The sequence below is a fragment of the Aeromicrobium sp. 50.2.37 genome (assembly GCF_024655735.1).
In the GTDB taxonomy this organism is placed as follows: Bacteria; Actinomycetota; Actinomycetes; order Propionibacteriales; family Nocardioidaceae; genus Aeromicrobium.
Genome location: NZ_JANLGG010000003.1, coordinates 29179 through 50545, shown reverse-complemented (window position 1 = coordinate 50545; position 21367 = coordinate 29179). Strand labels below are relative to the sequence as shown.

General features: G+C 72.5%; 21 protein-coding genes and 1 riboswitch. Of the genes, 9 read left to right on the top strand and 12 right to left on the bottom strand.

The window, feature by feature from the left end; genetic code table 11:
- Positions 1 to 28: 28 nt before the first annotated feature.
- Positions 29 to 1297: an NAD(P)/FAD-dependent oxidoreductase gene (locus NUV38_RS02725; RefSeq protein WP_257727641.1), complete on the top strand. Its 1269-nt coding sequence runs from the start codon at positions 29 to 31 to the stop codon at positions 1295 to 1297.
- Between the two features lie 7 nt (positions 1298 to 1304).
- Here the strand turns inward: NUV38_RS02725 and metF are convergent, their stop codons facing one another.
- Positions 1305 to 2213: a methylenetetrahydrofolate reductase [NAD(P)H] gene (gene metF / locus NUV38_RS02720; RefSeq protein WP_257727640.1), complete on the bottom strand. Its 909-nt coding sequence runs from the start codon at positions 2211 to 2213 to the stop codon at positions 1305 to 1307.
- A gap of 23 nt (positions 2214 to 2236) precedes the next feature.
- Here metF and NUV38_RS02715 point away from each other — a divergent pair, with 23 nt between their 5' ends.
- From NUV38_RS02715 to NUV38_RS02705, 3 genes are all read left to right on the top strand, one after another.
- Positions 2237 to 3283, top strand: a complete 1047-nt coding sequence (locus NUV38_RS02715; RefSeq protein WP_257727639.1) for a polyprenyl synthetase family protein — start codon at positions 2237 to 2239, stop codon at positions 3281 to 3283.
- Positions 3284 to 3410: 127 nt separating this feature from the next.
- Positions 3411 to 5471, top strand: coding sequence for a Stk1 family PASTA domain-containing Ser/Thr kinase (gene pknB, locus NUV38_RS02710; protein WP_257727638.1), 2061 nt, complete (start codon positions 3411 to 3413; stop codon positions 5469 to 5471).
- 103 nt (positions 5472 to 5574) lie between these two features.
- On the top strand, positions 5575 to 6150 hold the full coding sequence (locus NUV38_RS02705) for a carboxymuconolactone decarboxylase family protein (RefSeq protein ID WP_257727637.1): 576 nt from the start codon (positions 5575 to 5577) through the stop codon (positions 6148 to 6150).
- Between the two features lie 15 nt (positions 6151 to 6165).
- On the opposite strand, the gene NUV38_RS02700 is transcribed toward NUV38_RS02705, so the two are convergent.
- From NUV38_RS02700 to NUV38_RS02685, 4 genes are all read right to left on the bottom strand, one after another.
- A complete protein-coding gene (locus NUV38_RS02700; protein WP_374625848.1) occupies positions 6166 to 7500 on the bottom strand; it encodes a class II 3-deoxy-7-phosphoheptulonate synthase in 1335 nt (444 codons plus the stop codon).
- Positions 7501 to 7702: 202 nt separating this feature from the next.
- Positions 7703 to 8182 (bottom strand): DUF427 domain-containing protein, encoded by a 480-nt coding sequence (locus NUV38_RS02695; RefSeq protein ID WP_257727636.1) that lies wholly within the window; start codon positions 8180 to 8182, stop codon positions 7703 to 7705.
- Complete coding sequence (locus NUV38_RS02690; protein WP_257727635.1) at positions 8179 to 9216, bottom strand: 6-phosphofructokinase; 1038 nt, start codon at positions 9214 to 9216, stop codon at positions 8179 to 8181. The genes NUV38_RS02695 and NUV38_RS02690 overlap by 4 nt, the downstream gene beginning before the upstream one ends.
- A gap of 54 nt (positions 9217 to 9270) precedes the next feature.
- Positions 9271 to 10023 carry a 1-acyl-sn-glycerol-3-phosphate acyltransferase gene (locus NUV38_RS02685; protein WP_257727634.1) on the bottom strand — a complete coding sequence of 251 codons (753 nt, stop codon included), beginning with the start codon at positions 10021 to 10023 and terminating at the stop codon, positions 9271 to 9273.
- Between the two features lie 80 nt (positions 10024 to 10103).
- On the opposite strand from NUV38_RS02685, the gene NUV38_RS02680 reads away from it, so the two are divergent.
- Positions 10104 to 10904: a carboxylesterase gene (locus NUV38_RS02680; protein WP_257727633.1), complete on the top strand. Its 801-nt coding sequence runs from the start codon at positions 10104 to 10106 to the stop codon at positions 10902 to 10904.
- Positions 10897 to 11394, top strand: a complete 498-nt coding sequence (locus NUV38_RS02675; RefSeq protein ID WP_257727632.1) for a hypothetical protein — start codon at positions 10897 to 10899, stop codon at positions 11392 to 11394. The genes NUV38_RS02680 and NUV38_RS02675 overlap by 8 nt, the downstream gene beginning before the upstream one ends.
- On the opposite strand, the gene NUV38_RS02670 is transcribed toward NUV38_RS02675, so the two are convergent.
- The 4 genes from NUV38_RS02670 to NUV38_RS02655 are packed head-to-tail and all read right to left on the bottom strand — an operon-like array spanning position 11300 to position 14117.
- Complete coding sequence (locus NUV38_RS02670; protein ID WP_257727631.1) at positions 11300 to 12334, bottom strand: ROK family glucokinase; 1035 nt, start codon at positions 12332 to 12334, stop codon at positions 11300 to 11302. The genes NUV38_RS02675 and NUV38_RS02670 overlap by 95 nt on opposite strands.
- A 1-nt stretch (position 12335) precedes the next feature.
- Complete coding sequence (locus tag NUV38_RS02665) at positions 12336 to 13355, bottom strand: ROK family glucokinase (RefSeq protein ID WP_257727630.1); 1020 nt, start codon at positions 13353 to 13355, stop codon at positions 12336 to 12338.
- Positions 13352 to 13684 carry a hypothetical protein gene (locus tag NUV38_RS02660; RefSeq protein ID WP_257727629.1) on the bottom strand — a complete coding sequence of 111 codons (333 nt, stop codon included), beginning with the start codon at positions 13682 to 13684 and terminating at the stop codon, positions 13352 to 13354. Before NUV38_RS02660 ends, NUV38_RS02665 begins: the two co-directional genes overlap by 4 nt.
- The gene (locus NUV38_RS02655) at positions 13677 to 14117 is read right to left on the bottom strand and encodes an SRPBCC family protein (protein WP_257727628.1); all 441 of its coding nucleotides are present in this window, start codon (positions 14115 to 14117) and stop codon (positions 13677 to 13679) included. The genes NUV38_RS02660 and NUV38_RS02655 overlap by 8 nt, the downstream gene beginning before the upstream one ends.
- Positions 14118 to 14218: 101 nt before the next feature.
- On the opposite strand from NUV38_RS02655, the gene NUV38_RS02650 reads away from it, so the two are divergent.
- Positions 14219 to 16006 (top strand): long-chain fatty acid--CoA ligase, encoded by a 1788-nt coding sequence (locus NUV38_RS02650; protein WP_257727627.1) that lies wholly within the window; start codon positions 14219 to 14221, stop codon positions 16004 to 16006.
- On the opposite strand, the gene NUV38_RS02645 is transcribed toward NUV38_RS02650, so the two are convergent.
- The 3 genes from NUV38_RS02645 to NUV38_RS02635 form a co-directional block, all read right to left on the bottom strand.
- On the bottom strand, positions 15973 to 17214 hold the full coding sequence (locus NUV38_RS02645) for a hypothetical protein (RefSeq protein ID WP_056555581.1): 1242 nt from the start codon (positions 17212 to 17214) through the stop codon (positions 15973 to 15975). The two genes, NUV38_RS02650 and NUV38_RS02645, sit on opposite strands and share 34 nt — an antisense overlap.
- Before the next feature lie 50 nt (positions 17215 to 17264).
- Positions 17265 to 18251 (bottom strand): C40 family peptidase, encoded by a 987-nt coding sequence (locus NUV38_RS02640; protein WP_257727626.1) that lies wholly within the window; start codon positions 18249 to 18251, stop codon positions 17265 to 17267.
- A 7-nt stretch (positions 18252 to 18258) separates the two neighbouring features.
- Positions 18259 to 18419: riboswitch (cyclic di-AMP (ydaO/yuaA leader) on the bottom strand.
- Between the two features lie 124 nt (positions 18420 to 18543).
- The gene (locus NUV38_RS02635; RefSeq protein ID WP_055965699.1) at positions 18544 to 18765 is read right to left on the bottom strand and encodes a hypothetical protein; all 222 of its coding nucleotides are present in this window, start codon (positions 18763 to 18765) and stop codon (positions 18544 to 18546) included.
- A 597-nt stretch (positions 18766 to 19362) separates the two neighbouring features.
- Between NUV38_RS02635 and NUV38_RS02630 the strand changes: the two genes are divergently transcribed.
- Positions 19363 to 21090, top strand: coding sequence for a DEDD exonuclease domain-containing protein (locus NUV38_RS02630; RefSeq protein ID WP_257727625.1), 1728 nt, complete (start codon positions 19363 to 19365; stop codon positions 21088 to 21090).
- Positions 21087 to 21362: an Lrp/AsnC family transcriptional regulator gene (locus tag NUV38_RS02625; protein WP_055965697.1), complete on the top strand. Its 276-nt coding sequence runs from the start codon at positions 21087 to 21089 to the stop codon at positions 21360 to 21362. Before NUV38_RS02630 ends, NUV38_RS02625 begins: the two co-directional genes overlap by 4 nt.
- The last annotated feature ends 5 nt before the right edge of the window (positions 21363 to 21367 follow it).

Below are 21367 nucleotides of genomic sequence, written 5' to 3'. Positions count from 1 at the left end.
CTCCTCGCGCATGACCTAGGGTGCGGGCATGGCGAGGATCGTGGTGGTCGGCGGTGGCTTCGCCGGCACCTCGCTCGCGGCGCGTCTCGCGAAGCTGCGGCACGAGGTGGTGCTGCTCGAGGCCTCCGACCGGCTCGGCGGTCGTCTGCGCGGTCACGGGGTCGGTGACGGCGTGTGGCAGCTCGACCCCGACACGTTCACCCTCCCGGGGGTGCTGCGGGACCTGTTCCGCAAGTCCGGCCGCCCCCTGGACGCCGCACTGACCATCGAGACCGTCCCCGGGCGACGCCACGTGTTCGCCGACCGCACGGTGATGGACCTGCCCATGGGCCGACGGTCGGGCCAGGTCGACGCCTTCGTCGAGGCCTTCGGGGTCGACCCGTGGAGCCCCTGGCTCGACACGATGTCGGACCGTTGGGACACGGTGCGCCGACGTCTGCTCAACCAGGTCCCGGACGAGGACGCGCTCGACCGCCCCACCCGCCGGACCCTCGAGGCGCGGCGCACGCTGCGTCGGGAGACCCAGCGGGTCCTCGACGACCGGCAGCTGCGGCGCATCGTGCTGGACCCCGTGGTCCTTGCCGGCGACGACCCCCGCCTGGTGCCCGCCGCCGCAGCCGTCGTCCACCACGTGGAGAGGGGCTTCGGGCGGTGGGCCGTCGACGGCGGGATGCCCGCGCTGGCCGACGCCCTGACGACCCGCCTGCAGGAGCGTCGTGTCGAGGTGCGCCTGCACACCGCGGCCTCGGGGATCACCCGCGACGGGGGGTCCGTGACCGGCGTGACCACCGACGGCGGTCCGGTCGAGGCCGACGTCGTCGCCTGGTGCGCGCCGTGGTGGCCCGACGGTCTGCCGGAGCCGACGCTCCACCCGCGGATCCCGGCGCACCGCACGCTGGTGCGCCTGGCGGCGGACGCCCCCGACCTCCCCCGGGACGTGGCGGTCCACTCGGACCCGCCCATGCAGCTGTGGGAGTCCTCGCCCGGCTGCTGGACGATCACGCACCACAACGCCGAGGACCCCCTCGTCGCACTCGTCCGCGTGGGCGTCGACCTGCGCGAGCACGTCGTCGAGCGCCACGACCTGCGGCCGGCCGACCTGGTGCGTCTCGGCCACTGGGGCTGGCAGTGGCGGGGCTGGCGCACGATGCTCGAGCGACCGGGGCCGCGCCTGCCACCGGGCCTGCTCATGGCCGGGGCCCACGCCTACCCGGGCGGCTCCCTCGAGGAGATCGGCCTGGCCACCGAGGCCCTGGCCGAACGTCTCGGTCCCGTGCCCCGTCGTCCCGCCCCCTGAGGAGACCTCAGACCAGGCCCTCGCTCCGCAGGGTCTGGAAGATCTCGCGTGTCGCCTTGGACCGGTTGAGCGTGATGAAGTGCAGCCCGGGGGCACCGGCGGCCAGCAGGTCGCGGCACAGCTGCGTCGCTAGCTCGATGCCGCGCGTGCGCACGGCGTCCTTGTCGTCGGCGACCGGCTCGATGACGTCGAGCACCTCCCGCGGGATCTCCGCCCCCGAGAGCTCGGCCATGCGCGCGACCTGGCCGAAGTTCAGGATCGGCATGATGCCCGGCACGATCGGCAGGTCGCTGCCTCGCGCCCGCGTGCGCTCGACGAGGTCGACGTAGTCCTGCACGCGGAAGAAGAACTGCGTGATCGCGAACTCCGCGCCTGCCCGGTGCTTGGCGACCAGGACGTCGGCGTCCGGGTCGCGGCCCCCGGCATCGGGGTGGCCCTCGGGGAAGGCCGCGACGCCGATCGAGAAGTCACCCAGCTCGCGTGCCAGCTCCACCAGCTCGATGGCGTGGTCCATGCCCCCGGGGTGCGGCTCCCAGGGCTCCCGCGGGCCACCCTTCGGGTCGCCGCGCAGCGCGAGGACGTGGTGGATCCCGGCGCTCGCGTACTGCTTGAGCACCTGCTCGATCTCCGCGCGGCTCTGTCCCACGAGGGTGAGGTGCCCGATCGCGCAGATGCGGGACTGCTCGGCGATGCGCGACGTCACGCGCACCGTGCGCTCCTGGCTCGTGCCGCCGGCCCCGTAGGTCACCGAGACGAACGTGGGCTGGAGCGGCTCGAGGTCGGCGATGGTGCGCCACAGCACCTCCTCGCCCGCATCGTCCTTCGGCGGGAAGAACTCGAACGACACGCACGGGCGTGGGTGGCGGAGGTCCTCGAGAAGCGATCGCGAGGACGTGGGCGCAGGACCGTCAGTCACGGACCAACGGTATCGTCCGAACGGTGGGAGCAGCCGACCTTGACCGATTTCGGGACGACGTCGCACGTGAGCTCTCTCGCTTCGGCGACGATCGGCGTGCGGCCCTCGTCACGGTGGGCCCCGACCTGGCCCCCTTCCTCGACGCGGCGACCTCGTTCGTGGCCGGGGGCAAGCGGCTGCGGGCGGCGTTCTGCCGGGCGGGTTGGCTGGTGGCAGGTGGTGACCCCGACGACCCCGCCGTGGTCACGGCCTCCGCCTCGCTGGAGTGGCTGCAGGGCAGCGCGCTGGTGCACGACGACCTCATGGACGGCTCGGACACCCGCCGCGGGAACCCCAGCGTCCACCGTGCCTTCGAGGCGCAGCACCGGGCCGGGGGCCAGGACGCCGTGGGCGACGCCGAGCGCTTCGGCCTGTCGACGGCGGTGCTCCTGGGCGACCTGATGCTGTCGTGGGCCGACGAGCAGCTGCGCTCGTCCGGTCTGCCGCGCGTCCCCGAGGCGTTGCACTTCCTCGACCTGTGCCGGTCCGAGGTCGTGGCGGGCCAGTACCTCGACGTCCTCGCCCAGACCCGTCCGACCGTGACGGTCGAGGAGGCCATGACCATCGTGCGGTTCAAGGCGGCCTCCTACACGGTGGAGCGGCCCCTGCACATCGGGGCGGCCCTCGCCGGCGCCGACGCCGACCTCATCGACGGTCTGAGCGCCGTCGCCCTGCCTCTCGGCCAGGCCTTCCAGCTGCGCGACGACGTGCTCGGGGTCTTCGGTGACCCCGCGGTCACCGGCAAGCCCGCCGGGGACGACCTCCGGGAGGGCAAGCGCACCGTCCTCGTCGCCCGGGCCACCGAGCTCGGCAGCGACGACGACCGCGCCCTCCTCTCCCGCCTCCTTGGCACCCGCGAAGGCGTGGAGCCGCTCACGGAGCTGATGGTGCGCACGGGCGCCCTGGCGGCCGTCGAGCGTGACATCGCGCGCCTCGAGGACGAGTCCGACGCCGCGATCACCGCGCTCGGCGACCACGCCCGGTCCGTCCTCCGCCCTCTGGCCCTGAGCGCGACCCGCCGCACCTCCTGACCCGCAAGGGCGCCCGGGCCGAACAGCGGGGCAGAACACGGGCGGCGGAGCACGCCCGGCGCGCGGGCGTTCTCTACACTCGTCGCAGGGTCAGCCGGCCCTGGGAGCGGACGTGAGGAGGTCCGGCGTGACGGTCATCCGCGACGACGCCCTCGTCGGACGCGTCCTCGACGGTCGCTACCGCGTGGACGAACGGATCGCTCGTGGCGGCATGGCCAGCGTGTTCCACGGCCACGACGAGCGGCTCGACCGCCCCGTCGCGATCAAGGTCATGCACGCCGGCCTCGGCGACGACGACGAGTTCTCCCAGCGCTTCGAGCGCGAGGCCCGCGCCGCGGCCAAGCTGAACCACCGTGGCGTGGTGGCGGTCTTCGACCAGGGGCGCGACGGCGACGTCACCTACCTCGTCATGGAGTACGTCCCCGGCAGCACCCTGCGCGACGTCATGCGCGCGGAGACGCCGATGCCTCCCCTGCGAGCCCTGCACCTGCTGGCCGACGTGCTCACCGCGCTCTCGGCGGCCCACCGGGCCCACCTGGTGCATCGCGACGTCAAGCCCGAGAACGTCCTCATCACGCCCGACGGCGAGGTCAAGGTCGCCGACTTCGGCCTGGCGCGGGCCGTGAGCGCCGCGACCACCGCCACCGGCGGCACGCTCATCGGCACCGTCTCCTACCTGGCGCCCGAGATCGTGGTCAACGAGGGCGCCGACGCACGGTCCGACGTGTACGCGTGCGGCGCGCTGCTCTACGAGATGCTCACGGGCACCAAGCCGCACACGGGCGACTCCCCCATCCAGGTGGCCTACAAGCACGTGCACGAGGACATCGCCGCCCCGTCGGTGGTGCGTCCGGACCTCCCGCCCTACGTCGACGCCCTGGTCGCCCGAGCGACCGTCCGCGACCGCTCCCAGCGGTCGCAGGACGCCGGCGTGCTGCTGCGGCAGGTGCGTCTCGTCGAACGTGCCCTGGCCGAGGGGCTCGACGACGACCCCGACCTGACCGCCGACCTGCGGCCCCGTCCGATGGCCGCCGACGAGGAGCCCACCCGTCCCGTCGACCTCGAGCACGAGGCACCGGACGGTGAGCTCACGGGTCCGAAGACGCCGGCCGAGGCGAGTGACCTCGACGACGGCGGAGAGACCGTGCTCGTCGACCGCGAGACCGGCGAGGTCGTCGCGCGCGCCGAGCCCACCATGCGGTGGAGCAGCGAGACATGGACCGACAGCCGGACGACGACGGCCGCCGCGGCACCGGGCCTCCACCCCGCCATGACCGCCGAGGACTACCAGCAGTCCCGCGACCAGGACCGTTCGAGCAGGCGCGGACGCGTGCTCCTGGTCGCAGCGGTCGTCGCCGCACTGCTGCTGGCCGCGTTCGGCTACTGGCTGGGCGTGGGCCGCTACGCCGACACGCCCCAGCTCGTGGGCCAGGCCGAGGCTCAGGCCGCCGAGGAGGCCGAGGCCGCCGGCTTCACGCTCGACGTCACCCGTCGAGCGTTCTCCGAGACCGCCCCGCTCGGCACGGTGCTCTCCACCGACCCCGCGGCCGGCGACCGCCTGCTGCCGGGCGACACGATCCACGCCGTGGTCTCCAAGGGCAAGGAGCGGTACGCGATCCCCAACGTACAGGGACAGACCGTGGACCAGGCGCGCGTCGCGTTCGAGGAGCTCACGCTGCAGGTCGGCGACGTGACCGAGGCCTACAGCGAGAAGATCCCCGAGGGTCGCATCGTCCGCGCCGTGGACCAGAAGGTCGGTCAGCAGGTCAAGCGCGGCACCGTGATCGACCTCGTCGTGAGTCGCGGTCGCCAGCCGATCGACGTGGTCGACCAGACCGGGAAGTCACAGGCCGACGCGGTGAAGGCGCTGGAGGGTGCGTCCTTCGACGTGAACGTGACCCAGCGCTTCTCCGACGACGTCGACAAGGGCGTGGTCATCAGCCAGTCCCCGTCCGACGGCACCCGCTTCAAGGGCGACACGATCACGATCGTCGTCTCCCGCGGGCCCGAGAACGTCGACGTCCCCGACGTCATGGGCCGCCCCCGCACCGAGGCCGTGGCCGCTCTCGAGAAGGCCGGCTTCAAGGTCGACGTGAAGAACCGCATCCCCGGGGCCGACCGCGTCGTGTTCCAGGAGCCCGGCTCGGGCGAGGCCAAGGTCGGCTCGACCATCACGATCTACGTCTGACCTCGCGGTCGGGCGCCTGCATCCACACCCGCGGGGTCGTGGGCGACGCATCCCACGGAAGTTTCTGGTGCACACGTCCCAGTTCTACCCCTAGGCTGGGCCCGTGACCGCCTCCCCGACGCCCCCTGCCTCCCCCGAGCCCGCCACCACCGCGCCACGCATCGCTCCGGGTGACCGACGCGACCTCGGCCTCGTGAACCACGGCATCAGTAGCATCGCGGGTCGCGTCATCGGCGGCCACCGCCCGAACGTGTTCACCACGCTCGGGCGCCAGCGGCGACTCTTCCGCGCCTGGTTGATGTTCAGCGCGGCGCTCATGCCGTTCGGACGTCTCCCGCGCACCGAGACCGAGCTCGTCATCCTGCACGTCGCGACCCTGCGCGGGTGCGACTACGAGCTCGACCACCATCGACGGATCGGCCGCAGAGTGGGGCTGACGCCCGAGCAGGTCGAGCACGTCGGTGACGCCACGTGGGACGGCTGGACCGGTCGTCAGCGCGTGCTGCTGGACGCGACGGCGTCGCTGGTGCGCGACCGCGACCTCGACGACGCCACGTGGGCCCGTGTGCGCGAGCACCTCGACGAGGCCACCGCGATCGAGCTGCTGATGCTGTGCGGGCAGTACGACGCGCTCGCCACCACGCTCATGACGCTGCGGGTGCCGCTCGACGGTCGCTGACCGGCCGGGGGTCGATCAGCGGTCGCGCAGCATGTCCGCGACGAGGAACGCGAGCTCGAGCGACTGCTCCCGGTTGAGGCGCGGGTCGCACAACGTCTCGTAGCGCGTCGCGAGGTCCTCGGCCGACAGCCGGCGCCCGCCTCCGACGCACTCGGTGACGTCGTCGCCGGTGAGCTCGACGTGCAGCCCGCCCGGCCACGTGCCGAGCGAGCGGTGCACCTCGAAGAAGCCCCGGGTCTCGTCGATGACGTCGTCGAACTCCCGGGTCTTGTAGCCGGTGGACGCCTCGAACGTGTTGCCGTGCATCGGGTCGCACACCCACGCGACCTCGAGGCCCGCAGCGGTGACCTTCTCGACGAGGGCGGGCAGGAGGTCGCGGATCTTGCCGGCGCCGAAGCGCGTGATGAACGTGACCTTGCCGGGCGTGCGCTCGGGGTTGAGCTTCTCGTAGAGGGCGATCGCGTCGTCGGCCGACGTGGTCGGGCCGAGCTTGACTCCGATGGGGTTGGCGATGTGGCTCAGCATCTCCACGTGGGCGCCGTCGAGCTGGCGGGTGCGCTCGCCGATCCACACGAAGTGGCCGGAGACGTCGTAGGGCTGCTGGGTCCGCGAGTCGATGCGGGTGAGGGCGTGCTCGTACTCGAGGATCAGCGCCTCGTGGGAGGAGTAGAAGTCGACGGAGCGGAAGGCGTCGGGCTCCACGCCGATGGCGTCCATGAAGGCGAGGGCGCGGTCGATCTCGCCGCCGACCTTCTCGTAGCTGACGCCGACCGGGCTGTTCTTGACGAAGTCCTTGTTCCACTCGTGCATCTGGCGCAGGTCCGCGTAGCCACCGGTGGTGAAGGCACGGGCGAGGTTCAGGGTGGCGCTGGAGGCGTTGTAGACGTCGACGAGTCGCTGCGGGTCGTGCACGCGTGACTCGGGGGTGAAGTCGAACCCGTTGACGGCGTCGCCGCGGTACGCCGGAAGCGTGATGCCGTCGCGGGTCTCGGTGTCGCGGGACCGCGGCTTGGCGTACTGGCCACCGAGGCGGCCGAGCTTGACGACCGGCACGCTCGCCGCGTACGTCAGCACGACGGCCATCGACAGCAGCACCCGCAGCTTGTTGCGGACGTTCTCGGCGGTGACGCCCTCGAACGTCTCGGCGCAGTCACCGCCCTGCAGCAGGAACGCCTCGCCACGGGCGACGGCGGCCATCCGGTCGCGGAGGTCGTCGCACTCGCCGGCAAACACGAGCGGTGGCATCCGGCGCAGCTGCCCGAGCGCACGCTCGCGGGCAGCAGGATCGGCATACGTGGGCTGCTGGGCAGCACCCATCGCATGAAGGTCATCAAGGCTCGGAATGCTCACCGGTCAAGGATACGGGGAGCCCGTCGGCGCCCACGACCACCCACGCACACGTGGACGCCCCCGGGGCGACACGCTGCCGGCCGGAGCCAAGGTCGGCGACCTCAGCCACCACAGGTCGAGCGAAGCGAGACAGGCGGCTGGGCGGAGCCCAGGGCGGCGACGAAGGAGCCGCCGAAGCGGCGAGGGACGAGCCGCGAGCCGCCTACCATCCCAGCGTCCCCGGCGCCCCCTTGAACGGTCCGCTCACGCGCGACGTGATCCAGCCGCCGTAGAAGTCGCCGTCCTGGGCCTGAACGACCTCGCCGTCGACGGTGCAACGGTCCATGCGGCCGGGGTAGAGGGCGAGGTGGTCGAGGAGCATCTCGTACCCGGGCCGGGGCCGGGGGTAGGTCCAGGCTCCGGCGGGGACGACGCGGTCGCCGACGACGAGGTCCCAGTAGCTGGCCTCGCCCTTGAACTCGCAGACCGTGGTGCCGGCGATCGGCCGGAGCACGCCGTCGGCGACGGCGTCGACGGGCAGGTAGTAGGTCGGCGGGTGGCTGGTCTCGAGCACGCGGTAGCTGTGCGTGGTCCGCAGGATCTCGACGCCGCCGAGCTCGACGACGACCAGCTCGTCGCTGGCCTCGACGGCGGGCGGTCGCGGGTAGCTCCAGACGTCCTCGACGTCGCGTCCTGCACTCATCCGAACAGCACCTCGGCCTCCTCGTAGAGCTCGGGCCGGACGAGCTTGAGCTCGCCGGTCCCCTCGCTGAGCGGGACCCGGACGATGTCGGTGCCACGCAACGCCATCATCATGCCGAAGTCACCGTCGTGCACGGCCTGGATGGCGTGCAGCCCCAGGCGGGTCGCGAGCCACCGGTCGAACGCGGTCGGGGTGCCGCCGCGCTGCACGTGGCCCAGCACCACGGCCCGTGCCTCCTTGCCGGTGCGCTCCTCGATCTCCTGGGCCAGCCGCTCCCCCACACCACCGAGCCGCACGTGGCCGAAGGCGTCCTTGTCGCCCGACTGCAACGTCATGCCCGACCCGTCGGGCGAGGCGATCGGCACGGCTCCCTCGGACACGACCACGATCGGCGAGAACCGGGTCGCGAACCGGCTCTCGACCTGCGCGCAGACCTTGTCGATGTCGAACGGCCGTTCCGGGATCAGGATGATGTTCGCTCCCCCGGCGAGCCCGGAGTGCAGGGCGATCCAGCCGGCGTGGCGCCCCATGACCTCGACCACCAGCACCCGGTGGTGCGACTCGGCCGTCGTGTGCAGCCGGTCGATCGCCTCGGTGGCGATGTTGACGGCGGTGTCGAAGCCGAACGTGAAGTCGGTCCCCGACAGGTCGTTGTCGATGGTCTTCGGCACGCCGACGACGGCCACGCCGAGCTCGGCCAGCCGGGTGGCGACACCGAGGGTGTCCTCGCCACCGATGGCGACCAGCGCGTCGCACCCACGGGACTGCAACGTCGCGCGGATCCGCTCGACCCCGCCCTCGACGGCGAACGGGTTGGTGCGCGAGGAGCCCAGGATGGTGCCGCCCCGCGGCAGGATGCCCCGGACGTCGGCGACGCCCAGCTCACGGGCGTCGTCCTCGAGGGGACCCCGCCAACCGTCGCGGAACCCGATGAACTCGTCGCCGAACGTCTGGACCCCCTTGCGGACCACCGCCCGGATCACCGCGTTCAGTCCGGGGCAGTCACCGCCCCCGGTCAGTACTCCGATCCGCATGGCTCGCTCCTTCGTCGGTACCGACGTCGTGCCCGCCTCGTGCCGGGGTGGGCCTCACTCGGGCTTGATCTCGTCCCACACCTCGTCGGACTCGGCGCGCTCCGCCGCCTTGGCGGCCGCGCGCTCCGAGTCCTTGTCGCGCTTCTTGGCGTCCTGGGCGTAGAGGTCGACGTACTCCTGGCCCGACAGACGCATGATCTCGTACATGATCTCGTCGGTGACGGCGCGCAGGATGAAGCGATCGCCCTCGAGGCCCTCGTAGCGGCTGAAGTCCAGCGGCTCGCCGAAGCGGACGCCCGGGCGGGCCATCTTGCCGAAGACCTTGCCGGGAGGCGCGACGACGTCGGTGTTGATGACGGCGAGCGGGATGACCGGCACGCCGGCCTCCAGTGCGATGCGCGCGACGCCCGTGCGACCGCGGTACAGCTTTCCGTCGTGGGAGCGCGTGCCCTCGGGGTAGATCCCGCACACCTCGCCCTCGGAGAGCAGCCGCAGCTGGGTCGCGATGGCGCCGGCGGCGGCGGAGCCGCTCGACCGGTCGATCGGGACCTGGCCGGCACCGGAGAAGAACTTCTTCTGGAACCAGCCCTTGATGCCGGGCGACTCGAAGTACTCGGCCTTGGCCACGAAGGTCACGCGACGCGGGATGACGAGCGGCATGAACAGCCAGTCGCTGTAGGACAGGTGGTTGCTGGCCAGGATGACCGCCCCGTCCTTGGGCACGTTCTCGGTGCCCTCGGCCCAGGGCCGGAAGATCAGCTTCAACAGCGGACCCAGCGCCAGGAACTTCAGGAACCAGTAGAACAACGTCGCCTCCTCAGCGTCACCCGGACACTACCGCGCTCAGGGGGGTGCACGGTGGCGACACCGTGAGGGAGGATGCATCCATGAGCCCCACCTCCTCCGGATCGACACCGTCGCAGCCCTCCGTCGTGCCGGGAGCCGAGCCCTTCACGAGCGACGGTGGACCCGTCGGAGTCCTGCTGAGCCACGGCTTCACCGGCTCGCCGTACTCGATGGCGCCCTGGGGCCGCGACCTCGCCGACCGGGGCTACACGGTGCGAGTCCCCCGTCTACCCGGCCACGGCACCACCTGGCAGCAGATGAACCGCACCACGTGGTCGGACTGGTACGGCGCGCTCGAGACCGAGCTGGACATCCTGCGCGACACCTGCGAGCGGGTCGTCGTGGGTGGGCTCTCCATGGGCGGCTGCCTCGCCCTGCGACTGGCCGAGCAGCGCCCGCACGACGTCGACGCGGTCGTCGTGGTCAATCCCGCCATCGCCTCGCGCGACCCGCGACTGAAGGCCGTCCCCCTTCTCAAGTGGGTCGTCCCGTCCCTCGAGGCGATCGGCGGCGACATCAAGAAGCCGGGCATCGAGGAGAACGCCTACGACCGCACGCCGCTGAAGGCCCTGCACTCGATGATGCAGCTCTGGGGCGACGTGCGCGCCGACCTCGGACGGATCAAGGCGCCGGTCCTGTTCTTCCGGTCCACCGACGACCACGTCGTCGACGACAGCACCCTGTCGCTGGTGCGCGAGGGTCTGCGCCCCGGGCTCGGGGAGTTCGTCACGCTCGAGAACAGCTACCACGTGGCCACCCTCGACCACGACGCCCCGGAGATCTTCGAGCGCTCCGCCGCCTTCATCGCCGAGCACGCAGGGCCGGGGCGCGCCGGTGGCTGACGTGGGCGGCACGGGGTCGGGCGGCACGGGGTCGGGCGGCAGGGGGCCGGGCGACACGGGACCGGACAGGAACGGTCCCGACGACGGCGGGCGCGACGCGTTCGACGACATCGTGAGCCGCCTCGACCTCGACCTGCCCTTCCCTGCGGAGGCCGACGAGCCCCGGGACACCCCACCGGCACAGGAGCCCGCCGAACCCGAGCCGTTCGAGCTCGACGACGAGCCCGACCCGGTGGACGAGCAGTTCTACCGTCGGGTCGACCCCGGTCCGGGTCGGCCCATGCACCGTGGGCGAGCCGCCGCGTGGGGCGGCCTGGTGGGATCGCCGCTGCTGCTCATGCTCGCCTCGCTGGCGGGTCAGTGGTTGTCCAGCCCCGTCCTGCTCGGCGCGGCCATCACCTTCGTCGCCTCGGCGATCTACTTGATCGCGCAGCTGCCCGAACACGGACCCTCGCAGCGGGATTGGCCGGACGACGGCGCCGCGCTGTGAGTCGGGCCATGTCGGCCGCGCCGATCAGCCCGGCCTCGGGGCCGAGGTGGGCGCGGACGATCCGGGCCTCGGACCGGTAGCCGCGACCCGTCAGCGTGCGCGAGTAGGCCTCGCGTGCAGGCCCCAGCAGCATCTCGCCGGCGTCGCTCACCCCACCGCCGACGACGAACAGACCGGGGTCGAGCGCCGCGGCGAGGTTGGCCATGCCGACGCCGAGCCAGTCGCCGACGTCGGCGATCCAGGAGATCGCCTCCTCGTCGCCGTCCTGCGCGAGCGGCGTGACGTGCGCCCCCTCGACACGGTCCGGACCACCGGCGGCCTCAGCCAGCCGACGGCCGATGGGTGAGCCCTCGGCCACCGCCGCCGCCGCCCGGCGCCCGAGCACGCGCCCGCTGGCGTACTGCTCCCAGCAGCCGAGGTTCCCGCACTCGCACCGGTTGCCGCCGGGCACGACCTGCATGTGGCCGAACTCCCCCGCGATGCCGAAGTGGCCGCGGTACGGCAGTCCGTCGATGACGAGCGCTCCGCCGATGCCGGTCCCGAGCGTGATGAGGACCAGGTCGGGCTCGTTCTGCGCGGCCCCGAACCGCCACTCGGCCCAGCCGCTGGTGTTGGCGTCGTTGTCGACCATCACGGGCAGCATGGTCCGGCGCGCGACCCGGTCACGCAGCGGCTCGTGCCGCCAGGCCAGGTGCGGCGCGAAGAGCACGGTCGACTGCGAGGCGTCGACGAAGCCCGCGGCGCCGATGCCCACGGCCTTGACCGGAAGCTCGGCGCGGAACTCCGCCGTGATCTCGGTGATCGCGTCGAGCACGGCCTCCGGCTCGGTCGTGGGCGTCTCGCGGCGGGTGCGGGCGACGACCCGTCCGTCCTCGTCGACCACGCCGGCCGCGATCTTGGTGCCGCCGATGTCGATGCCGACGGCCAACCTGTCCGCCATGTCAGTCCTCTGTTCCTGAGCCGGGTGCGGAGCCGACCCTCTGCGCCGTCGCCCTGCGGGCGGAGCGGCCGAGGTCGGCGGCGCCGACGATGCCGGCGTCGTTGCCGAGGGTCGCGAGGCGCACCTCGGCCACACGACGGTGAAAGCGCGCGGGCAGGTGCTCCTCGAAGGCCTCCCGCACGGGGTCGAGCAGGAGGTCGGCGGCTGCCCCGACCCCGCCCCCGATCACGATGACGCTCGGGTCGAGCACGGCGGCGAGCGAGGCGCAGCCCTCGCCGATCCAGGCCCCGAGGTCGCGCAGCAGGTCCACCGCGAACGGGTCGCCCTCCTGGGCGAGGTCGGTGACCAGCGGACCCTTGATCTTCGCGACGCCACCGGCGCGGGCCACGAGGGCCGCCGCTGCCGGGTCGTCGCTCGCAGCCCGTTCACGTGCCTCGGCCACGAGGGCGCTGCCGCTCGCGTACTTCTCGAAGCACCCGTGCTGACCGCACCCGCACAGGCGCCCGTCGCGGACGAGCCGCAGGTGCCCGATCTCGGCCGCCGCGCCGAACCCGCCGCGCATGAGGTCGCCGTCCTGGATCACGCCACCACCGACCCCGGTACCGATGGTCACGAGCAGCAGGTCGTCGGAGTCGGCGCCGGCGCCGAACCGGTACTCGCCCCAGGCCGCGGCGTTGGCGTCGTTCTCGACGACGACGGGCAGCTCGACCAGCTGGGCGATCCGCTCGCCCAGCGGCTCGTCGCGCCAGTCGATGTTGGGGGCGAAGGTGACCGTGGACCGGTCCGCCGCGACGAACCCCGCCGCACCCACACCGATCCCGGCGACCGGGTGCTGCGCCTGCGCGCGGAGCCGGCCCACCAGGTCGGCCACGAGCCCGGCGATGGCGTCGGCGTCGGGCGTGGGCTCCGAGACGCTGGCCAGGATGGTGCCGTCGGGCCCCACGAGGCCGGCGGCGATCTTGGTGCCGCCGATGTCGACCCCCACGCCGAGGCGCGTGTCGTGGTCGTGCGTCGAGCTCATCGGCTCGCCTCTCCCTCGTCGGTACGTCGGTCGCTGGTGTCGTGGGTGCCGTCGCCCTGGCGCAGCGCGGTCTCGAACGCGTCGCGCACGGTGCGCGCGAGGTGCAGCGCCGCCACGGCGACCTCCTCGACCACGTCGGGATTGGTCTTCACGAAGCCCACCACCTGGCACACCGGGCACCACGACGTGGTGCACACGTGCGCGTCGGCGGCGGGCGACCCGGCGTCGGCGTCGTTCCGCCGGGGCGCGGTGGTGTCGGCGTCGACGGCGAGCGCTCGCAACAGCTTGAGGGTCTCCTGTCCCAGCGACCCCACCTCGTCGTCAGCCAAGAGTCTCGACCCGTTGCTTCAAGCCGCTCAGGGCCGCGTCGATGATGACCTTCTCGGCCTTGCGCTTGAGCGTGCCGAGCAGCGGCACGGCGACGTCGACGGCGAGCTGGTAGGTCACCCGCGTCCCGCCGGCCACCTCGGCCAGGGCGTACGTGCCGTCGAGCGCGGTCAGCACCGTCGCCTTCTCCGCCAGGCTCCACGACACCGACCGGTCGCCGTCCCAGGTGTAGAGCAGCTCGTAGGTGTCGCGGATGGGTGCGGCGTCGAGGGTGAACCGGACCCGGTCGGCCCGATCGCCGGCAGCTCCCGGCTCGACCACCTCGGCGCTGCGGACGCCGGTGGCCCACGACGGGTAGGCGTCGAAGTCGGCGATCACGGCCATGACGTCCGACGGTGCGGCATCGATGACGATGTCGCTCGTGGTGCGCGCCATGGGCCCTCCTCGCTTCCTCGGGATCCTCATCGTAGTGGGACGCCGCTCCGCGTCCGCCCCGCGGCTCCCGTGCCCGTTCGACGCCGAGTAGCCTGCCGTACGTGAACGCTGCGGACGGTGACCGACCTGACCCTGCCGCGTCGGACGGACGCCCCGACCGGGGCAACCTGACCGACGACGTGCTCGACCGCCTCGCGGCCGACCCGGAGGCCGTGGCCCTCGCCCGACGTGGGCCGGACGGCTGGTCCGACGTGACGATCGGCGCGTTCCACGCCGACGTCGTCGCCGTCGCCAAGGGGCTCGTCGCGGCCGGTGTCCGACCGGGCGACCGGGTCGCACTGCTCTCGCGCACGCGGTACGAGTGGACGCTCGTGGACTACGCCGTCTGGTGGGCCGGAGCGGTCACCGTGCCGATCTACGAGACGTCCTCGACCGACCAGGTGGCGTGGATCCTCTCCGACTCCGGCGCCGTCGCAGCCGTCGTGGAGAGCGCACAGCACCTCGGACGGGTCGACGAGGCCCGCCGTGACGCTCCGGACCTGAAGCACGTGTGGATCATCGACGAGGGCGGCCTCGACGAGGTCCGCTCCGCCGCCGCGGGCGTCAGCGACGCACAGCTCGAGCAGGCCAGGGCGACCCTCACGTCGGACTCGCTCGCCACCCTCATCTACACGTCGGGCACCACGGGCCGCCCCAAGGGCTGCCGGCTCACGCACGGCAACTTCCGGGCCGAGCTCTCCGGGGCGCTCGAGCAGCTGCCCGAGCTGTTCGGCCGCGAGAACGCCTCGACGCTGCTGTTCCTGCCGCTGGCGCACGTGTTCGCGCGGATCATCCAGGTCGGCTCCATCCGCTCCGGCACCCGGCTGGGCCACACGGCCGACGTGAAGGACCTGGTGGCCGACCTCGGCGAGTACCAGCCCACGTTCGTCCTGGCGGTCCCCCGCGTGTTCGAGAAGGTCTTCAACTCCGCGAGCACCAAGGCCTACGCCGACGGCAAGGGTCCGATCTTCGACCGGGCCGTGGCGACGGCGATCGCCTACAGCAAGGCCCAGGACGCGACGACGAGGCGAGGGAAGCCCAAGCGGGTGGGGGCGGCGCTGCGCGCCAAGCACGCCCTCTTCGACCGGCTGGTGTTCGCCAAGCTGCGTCAGGCGCTGGGTGGCCACGCCGAGTGGGCGATCTCCGGCGGCGCGCCGCTCGGCGACCGGCTGGCGCACTTCTACCGGGGCATCGGCGTCACGGTGCTCGAGGGCTACGGCCTCACCGAGACCACGGCAGCACTGTGCGTGAACACGCCGTCCGACCAGCGCATCGGTACGGTCGGGCGTCCGTTCCCCGAGACCGAGGTACGGGTCGGCGACGACGGCGAGCTGCTGTTCCGCGGCCCCCAGGTGTTCACCGGGTACTGGAACAACGACGAGGCCACGGCCGGGGCGCTCGACCCCGACGGCTGGTTCGCCACCGGCGACCTCGGCGACGTCGACGACGACGGCTTCGTCCGCATCACCGGTCGCAAGAAGGAGATCATCGTGACCGCCGGCGGCAAGAACGTCGCCCCCGCGGTGCTCGAGGACCGGGTCCGCGCCCACCCGCTGGTGAGCCAGTGCCTCGTGGTCGGCGACGGCAAGCCGTTCATCGCCGCGCTCGTGACGATCGACCGGGAGGCCTGGACCGGACCCCTGGACTCCCCCGAGCTGGAGACGCAGGTCCAGCAGGCCGTCGACGACGCCAACGCCCTGGTCTCGCAGGCGGAGTCGATCCGCAAGTTCGTCATCCTCGACGACGACTGGACCGAGGAGAACGGCTACCTGACGCCGTCGTTCAAGGTCAAGCGGACCGCGGTGCTGCGCGACCTTCACGACACGGTCGAGGCGCTCTTCTCCAGGTAGGCGCGCCACCGGGCGGTGATCTGCTCGACGCTCAGCCCGAGGCGCTCCCGGGCGGCGTCCGCGACGTCGCCACCGTCACGCACGTCCTCGTAGAAGGCCACGATCCGGTCGTTCGACGTCTCGTCGGCGAGCATCTCGAAGACGAGCCATGCGGACTCGTACACCGCGCCGAGCCCGTGCCCGCCGGCGGAGGCGAAGGCCTGGGCGTCGGGAAGGGCGTCGGGCGGGCCGTCGGCACGGACCTGGGCGAGGATCTGCCCGGCGCTCACCGCGAGCGGCGCGTCGTCGTCGCGCAGCGCCACGTAGTCGGCGAAGCCCTCGGCCACCCACGTCACCATCGAGGTCCCGACCGCTCCGGTGAGCAGGTGCGCGGCCTCGTGCGTGATGACGACCTGCCGGGCGCGGGCGTCCATGCCGGCGAAGAGGTCGGGGTTGAGCACCACGACCCGCGCGGTCCCGGTGGAGCCGTCGACGGTGGTCGTGACGCCGGCGATCGCGGCCACGTCCTCCTGGGACTGGCCCACCAGCGCCGCGGTCGTGGCCCTGCTGCTGGGGGCGATCACCGTGAGCCGACCGTCGGCCTCCGGCACCGTCGCCCGCACGCTGCGGTCCGCAGCCCTGGCCGCGGCCAGGGCGTCGAGGTCGGGCACGCCACCGTCGATGCTCACCACGCGGACCGCGTCGCCTGCCGACTGGACACGCACGTCGCCCGCCAGCCAGAGCGGAAGGCGGTCCCCCACGGCCGCGGCCCCGCGCACGGCGAACGTGCCGTCGTCCCGGGGGTCGAGGCGCAGCCCCACCTGCGTGGACCGGACGCTCGTGCCGGCCACGGGCGACGCGTCACCGGCTCGCCACGAGACCTCGACCGTCGCGAGGGTGGAGCCGTCGGCGCGGTCCGCCACGTCACCGCCCGAGACGTAGCGCAGCGACACGTCGGTCACCGAGAGCGCCTCGCGCGCCTGCCAGGCCTGCTCGGCGAACGTGCGCGCCCGGGACCCCTCGCCGGCTGCGGCGACGAACTCCTGCTCCGTCGTGGCCCGTGAGAGCGCGGTCAGCTGGTCCGCCAGCACGACACGTGCGTCGTCGGGGATCGCGACGACGTCTGCGTCCTCCGACCCGCCTGACCAGGGCCGCTGCCAGAGCAGCACCGCGAGCGCGACCCCGAGGAGGACGAGCGCGGCCGTGATGTTGGCCGAAGGCCTCCTCACGGGGCGCCCGTCATGATCTCGTCGTCATCCGACACCCGGCACGGGTCGGCTCAGACGACGCGTCCGGCCTTGGTGAACCCGTAGGACACGCTCGTGACCTCGATGCTCTTGCCCGGCCGGGGCGCGTGGATGACCTTGCCGTTGCCGATGTAGATGCCGTTGTGCGACATGTCGCCGTAGAAGACGACGTCGCCGGGCTGGAGCTCGTTCATGGAGATCTTGCGCGACGCGGCGTACTGCGGACCCACGACGCGGGGCAGCGAGACGCCGGCCGCGGCGAAGGCCTTCATGACCAGGCCGGAGCAGTCGTAGCCCTTCGGCCCGGTGCCGCCGTAGATGTAGGGCTTGCCCAGCTGGGCGGTCGCGAAGTCGATCGCGGCCTTGGCGCGGCCGCTCGCGTCGACCTCGAAGCCGATCTCGACGTCGCTGGTGTTGAAGGCGGCCTGCTCGGCGGCCGTCAGACGGGCCAGCTCGGCCTTGGCGTCCTCGTACTTGGCCTTGATCTGGGCGCGCTTCGCGTCAGCCTTCTTGCGATCGCGCTCGAGCTCGGTCTTGCGGTCCTTCAGGCTGGCGCGTCGGTTCTTGAGCTCCTTGGCCGTGGCGGCGAAGGACTCGACGGCGTCGGCGCGCGTGCTGTTGAGCGCCTGGACCGCACCGAGGCCCTCGAGGAACTCCTCGGGGTCCTGGCTGCCGAACAGGCTCACCGTGGGGCCGAGCGGCGAGTCGAGCTGCTGCTGCACGACCGAGGCGCCCAGCGCGTCGCGCTGCTTGCGGTAGACGGCCAGCTGGTCGGCGATGTCGTCGTCGAGGTCGGCGATCTCGGCGCGCGTGTCCTTGACGTCCTCGTCGAGCTGGTTGACCTGCTCGGCCACCACCTCGACGTCGTGGAACGCGGCCTCGACGTCCTCGGTGGTCACCGGGTCCGCCTGCGCGGGGCCGACCACTCCGACGGTGACGCCGATGGTCAGGGCCGCCACCGCTGCGGTGGCCAGGGTCGATCGTGTGCTGCGTGTACGGGCCAGGCCTCGTCGGTGCACGTGCACCCTCCAGTGTCCTCGACGCCTACCGGGTGAGCTGACGGGTTCGGGCCAAGGTCTGCCCTACCCACGGGCGCGAGCGCCCGTGCGATTCACCCCAGGAACGTGGTTCCCCGGTCCGCCCTGGACGTCTTCCCCACGTCCGCGGCGGTTCGGCGGTGCCTCCGATGTCGCTCTGGGTGAGCAGCATGCTCCGGACGCACGGTTGCCGAGTCTAACCGAGGGCGCGAGGAAGCGGGCGACAACCCGACGCCTCGACGGACCGCGTGGGCCCTGTGCGGGGTGAGGTGCGTCACCCGGCCTGGACGTCGGGTCCGGAGACGGGGGTGACGAGCCTCAACGGGGGCACGAGACCCTCGTCGGCGAGGGCGGTGAGTGCGGCCATCTCCTCGGCGTCGACCTCGACACCCTGGGGCGGACCGCCGAGCAGCACGCTGACCACGCAGTCGCCGCACGCGCTGGGACTGCGGACGAGGCAGCTGTCGCAGTCGATCACGACGGATTCGGGGTTCATGTCGCCGACGCTAGGCAGCCGTCCCGACAGAAACGGTTCAGTCGTCATGCGGCGGGGTTGCGGTGAGTGGTCCCCGACGGCTGCGGGGCTTCGGGGTGGGTCGTGCCTTGCGGCTGCGCTCTCGCGGGTGGGTCTTCTCCTGCGGCTGCGTTGCTGTGGCTGCGAGTGGACCTGCGCTCCGAAAGGGCCTCGACCGGCGGCGGGGTCCGGGCTCGGGTCGGGCTCTCGGAGCGCGGCCCGGGGCGTCCAGCGGGGCTTCGGTGCGCGGCGGGTGGGCAGGGATTTTTCCTTTGCGCGGACCGTTCCACGCAGAAGGAGAATCCTTGCCCTCCAGGGCGCCTTTTCGTCGCCACGATTCTTCCTTCGCGAGGCACGGTCCACGCGAAGGAAGAACCGTGCGCGGATCCCGCGCCGAGGGAGAATCGTGGCCGCGCCCCGCAGACCCACCCGAGCCCAGACCCACCGCTCCGGTCGAGGCCTTTCGGAGACCACCCCGACGCGCAGCCACAGCGACGCAGCCGCAGGAGAAGACCCACCCCACCGACGACACCAAGGGAATCGCCCACTCTGTCGGACGCCGCGCCTAGCGTCGGCGCTGTGACGAGTCCCTTCCCCCACCAGGCCAGCTTCGACGACCTCGGTCGAGCGCTGAGCGACGTCACGTTCTGCGTCGTCGACCTCGAGACCACGGGCGGCTCGCCGAAGGCCGGGTCGCGCATCACCGAGATCGGTGCGGTCAAGGTGCGCGGTGGCGAGGTGCTGGGCGAGCTTCAGACGCTGGTGAACCCCGAGGAGAGCATCCCGGCGTTCATCACGGTGCTCACCGGCATCACCGACGCCATGGTCGTCGAGGCGCCCCGCATCGCCGAGGTGCTGCCCAGCTTCCTCGAGCTGGCCGCCGGCAGCGTGCTCGTGGCGCACAACGCCCCCTTCGACGTCGGGTTCCTCAAGCACGCCGCGCAGGAGCTCGGGATCCCCTGGCCGCGCTTCGAGGTGCTCGACACGGCCGTGCTGGCCCGGCGGGCGCTGCTGCGCGACGAGGTGCGCAACGTCAAGCTCTCCACCCTCGCCGCCCACTTCGGCGCCACCACCACGCCCGACCACCGGGCCCTGCACGACGCCCGCGCCACCGTCGACGTGCTGCACGGCCTGTTCGAGCGGCTCGGCTCCCTCGGCGTGAACAGCCTCGAGGACGCCGTCACGTTCACGTCGCGGGTCTCCCCCGAGCAGCGTCGCAAGCGCCACCTGGCGCAGCACCTGCCGCACGAGCCCGGCGTCTACCTGTTCCGCGACGTCCGCGACCACGTGCTCTACGTCGGCACGTCCCGCGACCTGCGCAAGCGGGTCGCGAGCTACTTCACGGCGTCGGAGACCCGCACCCGCATGGGCGAGATGGTCCGTCTGGCCGAGCGGGTGGACTCCGTCGTCTGCGCCACGGCGCTCGAGGCGCAGGTGCGCGAGCTCCGGCTCATCGCGGCGCACCGTCCCCCGTACAACCGGCGCTCGCGGTTCCCCGAGCGCCTCACGTGGATCAAGCTCACCCGCGAGCCGTGGCCCCGCCTGTCGGTGGTGCGCCGCGTCCTCGACGACGACGCCGACTACGTCGGACCGTTCGGCAACCGACGCCAGAGCGAGCTCGCCCTCGCTGCCCTGCACGAGACCTTCCTCGTGCGTCAGTGCACCACCCGCATGGGCCGACGCCCGCGCGGCAGCGCGTGCGCCCTGGCCGACCTCGGCCGCTGTCTCGCGCCGTGCACCGGCGACCTCGACCCCGCCCTCTACGACACCGAGGTCGCACGCCTGCGCGAGGCGCTCACCGGCGACCCGCTCGAGGTCGTCGACCGGCTGCGCCTGCGGATGACCGAGCTGGGCGACCAGCAGCGCTACGAGGACGCCGCCGCCGTGCGCGACCGGCTCACCGCGTCCCTGCGGGCGGTCGACCGCACCCAACGACTGCGCCAGCTCACCGAGGTCGACGAGCTCGTGGCGGCGGCGCCCGGCGAGAGGGGCTGGGAGGTCCACGTGGTCCGGCACGGTCGCCTCGCCGCCGCCGGGCTCCTGCCCCGCACGGTCCACCCGTCCGCGTGGGTCGAGGCACTCCTGGCCACCGCCGAGGAGGTACCCGCTCCTGCGCACGCCGCCCACCCCGCCCCGGTCGCCTCGGTCGAGGAGACCGAGACCCTCCTGCGATGGCTCGAGACGCCCGGCGTGCGCATGGTGCGAGGCAGCTGGCACGTGCCCGTCGCCGGCGCTGCTCGGCACGTCGCCGACCTGCCGGTCGAGTCCGACGTCCACCGGGCGAACCGGTCTAGGCTGACGGCGTGATCACCGCCATCGTCTTCATCCAGGCCGAGGTCTCGCGGCTTCCCGAGACCGCCGCCCAGATCGCCGACCTCGACGGCGTCAGCGAGGTCTACTCCGTCACCGGCGACCACGACCTCGTCGCCATGGTGCGGGTGCAGCGCATCGACGACGTCGCCGCCGTCGTGGCCGACCGGCTCAACAAGGTCGAGGGGGTGCTGTCGACGCAGACCCAGATCGCGTTCCAGACGTTCAGCCGCCACGACCTCGAGGACGCGTTCAGCATCGGCCTCTGACGTCC